Below are 9,887 nucleotides of genomic sequence, written 5' to 3'. Positions count from 1 at the left end.
CCCGTGATTCATTTAATGCCGGAATGGGCCATCGTTGCGATAACCTTGCTCTGGAATATAAGGAATATAATCAAGTTCGGTATAAACATGAACAGCGCCGCTGCCGCAACAGCCCCCTGTCTTGCCACGCTGTTAGCCATATTCGCCGTCAATGTCGAAACAAAATACGGGAATGTCTTCATCTCTTCGTTCTGCATAAATAACGTGGATGATTCGACGTTACCCCAAGCGGTCTGGAACGAGATAATGCCGATGGTGGCGACAGCCGGCATGATGACAGGCACGACGATTCGCAGAAACACCGTGAACTCGCGGGCACCGTCCATTCGTGCCGATTCGAGCAGATCGTCCGGAATTTGATCAACGAATTGCTTCATGAGAAAGACGGCGACCGGTACGGCGACCATGGGCAGGACGTGACCCCAATACGTGTTCATAATGCCTAAATGGCTGACGACGAGATACCGCGGAATCGTTACGGTCTCCGGCGCGAACAGCATGGTGAGCATGATCGTCGCGAACACGAGCTGGGAACCGGGAAACTTATGCTTCGACAGCGGATACGCACATAATGCGCTGACCAGAGTTACCACAACAACGCTCAGCACGGCTACTACCAAGCTGTTAAAGATGTAGCGCGTAACCGGCACGACTTGTTCCGATGAAATATTGAACAGCTCGATAAAGTTCTGCAGCGACGGTTGGCGCGCCCATATGGTCGGCGGATAAACGAACAATTCGTCGTACGGTTTGAACGCGTGGTTGAATATATACACGAGCGGCAGCAGCATGAAGGCGCTCAGCAGTACGAGCAGCAAGGAAATCAGCAGCTCAAACCGGCTTAATCTGAACAACCTGGATCGTCTTCTGAAACGGAACCGCTTTCGAGTGAAAGGGATCGTCATCTTTATTCATCCCCCTTCGAACCGAACAACCGCCAGCAGAACTTATTGGATAAATACATCAGCAGCAGCAGGAATACGGACAATGCGCTTGCATAGCCAAGCTCGAAGCGAATAAAGCCGTAATCGTCAATCTGGTTCATAATGAGATGGCCCGAGTACTGCGGCGTCGGATTCATACCGGATAGCTGCGTCCCGATGCCGCCGGCCTTGAACGTGCCAACAATCGCCATGACGGCGCCGAACAGCATCTGCGGCTTCATCGACGGAATCGTAATGTACCAGATTTCTTCCAATCTGGATTTAATGCCATCCAGCTTTCCGGCTTCATACAGCTCCGGATTCACGTTCAAAATCCCCGCCAGCATGGCTAGAAAGCCGATTCCCATACTGGACCACAGCGTGACGACGATCATCGATGTCATGAGATGGTCCTTGCTCGTTACCCACAAGATCGGCTCTTTAATGAATCCCCATTCCAGCAGGAAACTGTTTAAATAACCGATGCGGTCACCGCTTAATAGAGGCAGCCAAACAATCGTCATCGCGATCCCGCCCATGAGCGAGGGCGAATACATCGCGAGCGCGAACCATTTGCGCCATACACCGGGAAGGATGGAAATGAGCCATGCCAGCAGAAAAGAAGCAATGTAACCGAGCGGCCCTGCAATAATGGCGAATTTGAACGTATTAGGCAATGCATACTGCAAGAACAGCAAATCGCCCGAAATCATGTATCGGAAGTTTGCCCAGCCGATGAAGCGCGGCGGCTCGAGCGAGTTGTAAGACGTAAAGCTGAGCAGCAGCGCGCATACGACCGGGACAAGGATAAATAGCGTAAAGCAAATCATAAACGGCGCGATGAATAAGTATGACAACCGATAACGCCAAATCTCTTTCATTAAAAGAGCCAGCTTCCCCTTCGTGCGGACTGTGGTACCCGGGGCGTAACCGCGGTTTATTACCTGAGTATCACTTTTGGACATATGGATCCACCCCTTCCCACGGTTTGTTCACTTCAGGCAATTCCTGCTTGCGTAAAACTTTCCCTTGACTGTCCGTAATGCCGAATTCCTGCATCTTCCTCTGCATTTCCCTCTCAATTTCTCCGATGGCCATTTCGAGCGAGCTCCGGTAATTCATCCCGTCCACTACGGTTCGGTTCCAAGCGTTCTGCAGCTCCCGCTCCAGGAAGTAACTGCCCGGTACGTTCGGAATTTCCTTATACCAACGCCATTGCTCGAGGATCGCGTTCAAATCGTCCTGTCTCCATGGAAGATGGACAAACGCTTCAATGTTGGATGTGTTCCAACGGAAAGTAAGTCCGTTCAGCGTCTCCAGATCCGAACCGTACGCTTCCTGCGTATCGGCCGATGTCCACCACTTAAGAAACTCCCAGCTCTCGCTTGCTTTCTTCGTGCGTTTGAAAATGACGGCGGCCTGCTCCATCCCGCCCATCCATCTGGCGACTTCTCCATCCTGCTGCTGAACGCCCGGAACCGGGGCAATTCCCCAATACCCGTTCAACTCGGGCGCAGCCACCATTAATTGGATGTACATGCTGAAATCGGCGATCCCGATCGGTACGGTGCCGCTGCGGAACGACTGATAAAAGCTGGCGACCTGCTGCGGAACGGCGTACACATTGTAGAGATCGGTCCATTCCTTGAATGCCTTATAGCCGGCTTCCGTGCCTATGCCCGTTTGCAAGCCATCCTGCGTGAAATATTCCGCTCCATTCTGGTAAAAGAACGGCGTATGCGGGACCGTCATCATATTCAAATTGTTCTGCTGCAAAATCGGCAGCATATTGTAGACATCCTCCCACGTATTTGGAACCTTGAGCCCCAACTTGGCCAGAATGTCCTTGCGGTAATAAAGCATCGAGAAGCTTTGGGTCTCGGGCACTCCGTAATAACCATTGTCGTAAAAGAACGGCAGCCAGGTCCCCGGTGCAAAGCGCTGATGCATCGTATTGAAATCAGGGAATTTCGAGAGATCATACAACCCGTTGCGAATGGCGTAATCGTATGGAAGCTCCTGCGGCAATCCGAGTGCGATATCCGGCGATATATCCGCTGCATTCATCAGGACCAGCAGGTTCGTATCCGGCAGCAAGTTAATCTTCACCTTGATCCCCGTCTTCGCCGTGAAATCCGCATCCGCAAGCTCCTGCAATGCATTGATGTAGTCGCGTCCGCGCAGCATCCAGACGTTCAGCACGTCGTCATCCATATCGCCAAGCTTATCCTTGGATTGAAAGGAGTAGAAGAAATTGACGAACGAGCCTTCCACCTTTTCGAAGAACGTCGATTCCATCCGCGGGTACGGTTGATCCGCCGGTACGACATAAAGGCGGTCCAGTCCGAGCGGCTGGCTCTTTAACTGCTGCAGCAGGTCGGCCACTTTACCCTGGATCGTAATGAAGTTGTCGATTTGATAGGGGATTTGGTTCGAGTCAGACAGCATCGACCGGATATCCTTGAGCGAGGTAAGCAGTCCTTGCGTTACATCGCTCTTCCTGCCGTTCACCTCAACCAGTTGCTGCTGGACGCGCTCCAAAGTATCTGCGGTTTGGTCCAGGTCCGTCGTGAAACCGGGCAAGTCCTGGTCCATTTTCCAAGTCCGATTCTCATCGTCAGAGCCCCCGGTTAAAGCCTTAAGGTCCTCGCCAAGGGCCATGAGCTTGCTCACGATATTCTCGAGATCATCGATCATCGGCTTGACGGGTGCCTGCGTCACCTGCATGGAAATCGTGTTGGTCCCTTTTTTCAAATTGAAAAAATACGGCTGTTCTTGATCATCCGACAGCTCGATCCCTTGCCAACCGGACGCGTATGGAAACCGGTACGTCTCCATTTCGGTGAACGGAATTTGGCCGTTGACGCGAATGGTCCGGAAGGAAGAACGGTTGGACGAGAAATTTTGTTTGGCGCGAAGGCCGATCTTATAGTACCCGCTTTCCGGAACCTCAAATGTCCAGCTGAGTTCACCGTTACCGGAGGACCAGCGGGAGCCGTCGATGGTGTTATACCGGATTTTGCCGCGTTTATAGGGCGTGCTCTCGATCTCGCTGTCGTATTTAAAAGAAATCGAGGAATCGCTTTTCCAATCGGCCTTTTCCGCTTCAATGACGATCGGCTCTGCCCCTGCGCTGCTTGCGCCTGCTTCCGCATAGGACTTGCTTACGGCTGCATAATCCTGGATTGGTTCGGATCCCGCCAGTTCAATCGCCGAAACGGCCAAAGGCTCATTGCTTGCCAGGCGGAGCGTATGCTTACCGGGCTGCAAGTACCATTCCAGCGGTTCGACGTAGGCGCCGCCGGAATCGCGGAGCGAAGCAGTCATCCAGCCGCTGATATCCTCGGCTACCGGCCGAATTTGGTCGCCCTGTGCATCAAGGGACAGCTTGTCGGGATCTTTCCATCTCCGGTCCAGCGATATGGATTTGGATTCAATGAAATCATTCTTCCCGTCCAAAGTGACATTCAGCAAAATCGGCCGTTTCCGGTTGTCATCCGTGACGGGGCGGTAAGTCATATGGATTTCGTACAGTCCGGCTTGCGCCACGTTCATCTCGTATTCGATCCATTCGCTGCTTTGCACGCGCCAATCCAGAACGCCCGTTTTGCCGTCTACGGTGCCGATCTGAACATGGGCCCCCTCCGAGGTGCGCGCATAATCGGTAACCGGCACAACGATGCTGCCGTCATGATCGCTGGACGCTCCGGACTGCTTCCATTCCGCAAGCTTTTCATGAAAATAAGGTTCATCGGAATTGTCAGCGTTTACAGAAACCGGTTCCTGATTATCCGCTGCATACGAACTCTGCTCCTGGTTGGAAGGCTGCCCTCCTCCCCCATTCTCCGCAAGCCCCGCCGAAGCCGGCAGCAATGCGAGAATCATGGCCAGACCGATCACTGAAAACCGTTTCTTAAATGCCCTTAGCATGAACCGTCTCTCCCTTTCGCAAATATCATACGTACATCAGGTTTTCCGTTGTATCCTTATCGAAATAAAGCGCTTTCGACATATCTAGAGAGACGGCAATGGGCTCATCGTCTTTAAAATCCGATCCGGTCAACGTTCGAACGATGAAGGAGGAATCGGTACCGATATCCAGGTATAGATATGTATCTGCGCCCATTAGCTCCGAAAGCTTCAAGGTACCCCGAATTTGGGATTGAGGATGACGTTTGATCATCTCCGGATCCGCGTAAGTGTTCTCACAGCGGATTCCAAGGATGACTTTGCGGTTCACTTTGCCATGCTTCCGCAGCATTTCGGCATGATGGTCCGCTATGGTCAGATATGCCCGCTTCGTCTTCAGCTGGAGCTTCTCCCCCTGTTCCTCAACCGTCCCCTCGATAAAGTTGATCGGCGGCGTTCCGATAAAGCCCGCTACAAACATATTTTTCGGGTTGCTGTAAATCACGCGCGGGCTGTCAACCTGCTGAATGAGGCCATCTTTCATGACAACAATCCGGTTCCCCATCGTCATCGCTTCCACCTGATCGTGCGTCACATATACCGTTGTGACACCCAGCTGTTTATGCAGCCGAATAATTTCCGTACGCATTTGCACTCTAAGCTTGGCATCCAGGTTGGATAACGGTTCATCCATTAGGAAAACGCTCGGTTTCCTGACGATTGCCCTACCGAGCGCAACCCGCTGGCGCTGGCCGCCCGATAATGCCTTCGGCTTGCGTTCCAAATACTGTTCGATCTCCAGCGTGCGGGAGGCCGACTTCACGGATTGGTCGATCTCATGCTTCGCCTCCTTGCGCAGACGCAAACCGAACGCAATATTTTCATACACGTTCATGTTTGGATAAAGCGCATAGTTCTGGAAAACCATGGCGATATCCCGATCCTTCGGCGGCAGGTGATTCACGAGCTTATCCCCGATGTACAGTTCCCCTGAAGTGATGTCCTCGAGCCCGGCAATCATGCGCAGCGTCGTTGATTTACCGCAGCCGGACTGCCCAACCATCACCAGAAACTCGCCATCCTCGATCTCTAGGTTAAAATCTTTTACGGCGTACATCTTTTCTTTGCCAAACCGTTTATCCACATTTTTTAGTACAATGCGCCCCATGGCGGCACCTCCGAACCTTAATGTATGAATCCCGCTTCAGGATCCAGCAAGCGTATCCGTAACGCCAAATACGGCTTCCCGGGAAGCGGAATGGTGCAAGCTCCCGAATACGTTCCTTCCAGCCGCTCGATCGTCATTTTCCGCGTGTCAATGACTTCTGCCTTGTACTCGTTCCCTTCCGGCAGATCCATCGGAAACAACGCAGGACGATGAACTCCGAAATATAATAAGTAATAACGGCCCTCAGAGCCCAGTGCCGGCACATCTTTCACCGTGTCCAGGACAACCAGCTTCTGCGGAGTGTCTTCAAGGATCTGGCGGAGGAATCGGATGCGCTCCGGACTCGTCCCGTGCAGCTGCCCGCCATGCGACCACCAAATGATATCGTCTTTATGCAAATAGGTTTCGCCGTGTCCGACATAAGCCCCGCGAACCATTCCTTCCCAGAAGCGGTGCGTCATTTCCTCGCCGGAAATGTTGCCCCAGCGGCGGGGAATGTCCCCTTCATAGCAGCATTCGTCAATGACGACTGGCTTGTGGAATTGGCGCCGGATCGAATCCGTGGCGGTAAGATCCCAATGCTGCAGACTCACATGATCGACCCATGCCTTCGAATGATCGTACAGCTTAAGCGATGTCGGATCGTACATTTTCGTTCCGTTATGAATGGAGCGAAGATGCTGATAGGGGTCATGCTGCCGGATCATTTGAAAGAACCGGTCCCAGTCCTCCATCCGTTTCTCCCGCATGAAGTCGTATTCGTTCGCGAGGGACCACCACACGTTGCGGTAGGCCGACAGCCGGGCGATGACGTACCGGAGATAAGCTTCGTCAACCTCCGGGCTCATGCGGTCGAATCCCCAATGCCCCTTGTCATACGGGTGAAACAGAATGATATCCGCTTCTATTCCCAAATCTCCCAGCTGCTCGATCCTGCGCTCAAGCTTCCGGAAGAATCGCGGTTCAAACCGGTCAAGATCAAAACCAAGCTCTTTCGAACCCGCAAACGGGAACAGCTCCGGTTCGGTGGTATTAAACGTATACCTCTTTGGAAATACACACATGCGGATTTTGTTGAAAGGTGACGTTTTGAGCACGCCCAGCGTTTCATCCTGTACCGATTCGCTCTGGTGAATCCAAGCGTAACAGGTCGTTCCGAAGGGCATATACGGCGTACCGTCTTCATATTCGAAATGATCCTGAGATACGACCCGAACCATCCCGTGGTTGCCGCTGCCGGGATCCGTGCAGTCGAACTCCCCGGTTATTCCGTCCATCGAGGGCATGTTGCTTTTTGTCGAGAACACCCATCTGCCGACGGAATCCGGCATAAATCTGATTTTGTATACGCCGTCCCCGTCATAGAAACCATCTGCCTTGACTACCCGGTCGCCGTTCCGGAATACGGCCAGCAGCCAGACGTCGCGATATGGATTTCCGATTGCTTCGCTGGAATGAATCGCGGTTTCATATACAGCCCAGCGCTCCACCGCATTGTCTGTTATCATGCTTCTCTCCTCCCGTATGACCGGCCGACCACGTCAAGAGAACCGCCGGAAGTAAATTTTCCTCATTATACAATGCGAATTTTACAGTTTTATAGGGGATTAAAGTCGATTCTATAGGGGGATGCAAGCGCTCACATAGGGATTCCTCTTTTCAGCTTCCCAAAGTCCACAAACAAAAAAAAGATCGTCCCCTCGCAAATCATCAGGGTGGACGATCTTCCTTACGAATCATGCTCATATGACTCTTTGTTCCGACGCCCCGAATGAAAGCTCTTCGTTATCTTGTGAGCTTTTTCGGTACTGCCTCGGTGTCACGCCGGTTTTCCTGCGAAATAACGAATGGAAAAATTTCATATCCTGGTAACCCACTTGATTGGCGGCTTCCTGTATCGACAGCTCAGTCGATTTGAGCAGTTCGCAGCATCGCTGTATCCGGAAATTTTGCAGATACTGCATGAAAGTTACGCCTGACGTTTTCTTGAATAACCGTTGAAAATGGCTCGGGCTCATGAACGATCGCTCTGCCACTTGCTGTACCGTGATGTTCATCGCAAAGTGATCATGAATATACAGGATGGCATCATCCATATTATTGGACGGTGTCGACACAAGGCTGCCGTCGCACTCGTAGCGCTGCAGCATGGCCAGTACCTGAATAAGCTGTCCCATCATGAGATATTCGTAACAGGGGCTCTTGTTGATAAACTCCCTGTACATGCTGAGAATCATGTTGAGGAACTTGTCAAACTTGTCTTGGTATTGAAGCCACTTGACGGAAGCGGGCGGCGTTTCATATAAAAATCTGTACAGCATCGAAGCCTCGCCGATCACGGACCGCAGCTGCTTCAATAGTTCGACCTTAAAGATGCAGTTGTAAATGACAAGCTGCTTATCCCGGGAAGAAGGCCGAAATACATGCGACGTTCCAATCGGAATCACGAACAGATCCCCTCGTTTAATCGGAATCATTTGATCCTCGATATAGTGAAAGCCGCTCCCCTCTTCGACAAAACTAATTTCGATGAAATCGTGGGTATGCTGCGAGAGTGAAAATGATTCAATTTCACGGTTGATAAAAATATCGATTTCAGGTTGAAAAAACTTGTCACCACTCAGTTCGGTTACGCGCCAGTCCATATTATCACCCCGGTTAAGTGTGTAGATGGAGTTAAGAAATTTCCCGTGCCATCGCACAGTGATAAATGAAGCGTTTACAAATCAAGAAGAATCAAGAATCACAACTCTTCTTCAATGGAGTTATAGTTTAACAGCTCCCTGCCGTTTTCCTTCACCCAATCTTCTGTGAATCGAACATACTTGATCGCCTTTCGTAAGTAAGAATATGCCGCATGGATCGAGCCGTCCTCGCTCTGCATTATGCTGGGGTACGAATAACCGATTTGTGATTCCCGATACTCGAGATCGGAAACCTGAATATTTTTGATATAAGGCCATGTGGCTCCTCCGTCTTCCGAAATCGCAACGGTCAGCGGCGTCCGCAGCGGCTTTTTTCGCCATTCGCCTTTACTCTGCACAAAGCGGCATTGGTCTCTCTCCATCGTAGAATCGTTGAAGATCAGCGCTAAGTGCCCGTTCGATAGCTTCGTCATTTGAACGGAAGAATTATTGTTGGGCAGTGCCGTTCGGGCGGCTGGACTCCAGGTTCTGCCGAAATCGGACGAAACTGTGCTGTAGATCCGATCGGCTTCTCGGCTGCGGTAGACGGCGAACAACGTCCCGTCTTGGCGCTCAACGACGCTCATCTGGACGCGGTGCAGGCTGCCATCAATTTCGAATTCCTGCCAAGTCGCTCCCTGATCGCTGGATATGAGGACGACGCTGTAATGCCCGCCCGATTTGCAATAATAGCATGGCAGCAGCCATTCTCCGTTGCTCATGGCCAGGATCGGATGACGAAGGAATAGGCCGGGGCCTTCATGCAGAATAAACGGCTCGCCCCAGGTGTGGCCCCGATCATCCGAAATCCGGACGACGACTCTCGAGGTCCGTTGATTATGCGGCTCGGTCGATGTGTGCATAAGCCAGAGTTTTCCATCCGGCGCCTGGAATACTAACGGATTTTGTTCGGAACGCTCCGGGTCTGAAGCGACTTCAATCGGTTCCTCCCAACGGTTTCCCCCGGCAGGAAGCCTTGCCAGCAGCACATTCGTATCGGGATTGCCCTCGCCGCTCCCCGAGAACCAGACGCACAGCAAATCGCCATTGTCCAGCTCCAGCAAATTGGCCGAATGACTATCCGGCACATAGCGAATCGGCAGATACGCCTCCGTTATTTGCGGATCCTGCTCGGATTGACTCAGCATCCCGTTAAATCTTTCGGTTGCATTCATAAGACCTCTCCCCTTTTCTTATAATACA

At 51.8% G+C, this 9,887-nt stretch carries 7 protein-coding genes; all 7 read right to left on the bottom strand.

The window, feature by feature from the left end:
- Positions 1-8: 8 nt before the first annotated feature.
- The 7 genes from CJP46_RS03375 to CJP46_RS03345 all read right to left on the bottom strand — a co-directional run bounded on the left by CJP46_RS03375 (position 9) and on the right by CJP46_RS03345 (position 9,859).
- A complete protein-coding gene (locus CJP46_RS03375; RefSeq protein ID WP_094594178.1) occupies positions 9-905 on the bottom strand; it encodes a carbohydrate ABC transporter permease in 897 nt (298 codons plus the stop codon).
- A gap of 2 nt (positions 906-907) precedes the next feature.
- On the bottom strand, positions 908-1,888 hold the full coding sequence (locus tag CJP46_RS03370) for a carbohydrate ABC transporter permease (RefSeq protein ID WP_094594177.1): 981 nt from the start codon (positions 1,886-1,888) through the stop codon (positions 908-910).
- Entirely contained in the window at positions 1,875-4,853 is a 2,979-nt protein-coding gene (locus CJP46_RS03365) for an extracellular solute-binding protein (protein WP_094594176.1), read from the bottom strand. Before CJP46_RS03365 ends, CJP46_RS03370 begins: the two co-directional genes overlap by 14 nt.
- Before the next feature lie 25 nt (positions 4,854-4,878).
- Positions 4,879-6,000 carry an ABC transporter ATP-binding protein gene (locus CJP46_RS03360; protein ID WP_094594175.1) on the bottom strand — a complete coding sequence of 374 codons (1,122 nt, stop codon included), beginning with the start codon at positions 5,998-6,000 and terminating at the stop codon, positions 4,879-4,881.
- Between the two features lie 17 nt (positions 6,001-6,017).
- Positions 6,018-7,508, bottom strand: a complete 1,491-nt coding sequence (locus CJP46_RS03355) for a DUF5605 domain-containing protein (RefSeq protein ID WP_094594174.1) — start codon at positions 7,506-7,508, stop codon at positions 6,018-6,020.
- A gap of 234 nt (positions 7,509-7,742) precedes the next feature.
- Positions 7,743-8,645: an AraC family transcriptional regulator gene (locus CJP46_RS03350; RefSeq protein WP_094594173.1), complete on the bottom strand. Its 903-nt coding sequence runs from the start codon at positions 8,643-8,645 to the stop codon at positions 7,743-7,745.
- Between the two features lie 98 nt (positions 8,646-8,743).
- A complete protein-coding gene (locus tag CJP46_RS03345) occupies positions 8,744-9,859 on the bottom strand; it encodes a sialidase family protein (RefSeq protein WP_094594172.1) in 1,116 nt (371 codons plus the stop codon).
- Positions 9,860-9,887: the final 28 nt, after the last annotated feature.

The organism is Paenibacillus sp. XY044 (assembly GCF_002257645.1).
Lineage (GTDB): Bacteria > Bacillota > Bacilli > Paenibacillales > Paenibacillaceae > Paenibacillus_AQ.
This window is presented reverse-complemented; position numbering and strand designations above follow the sequence as displayed.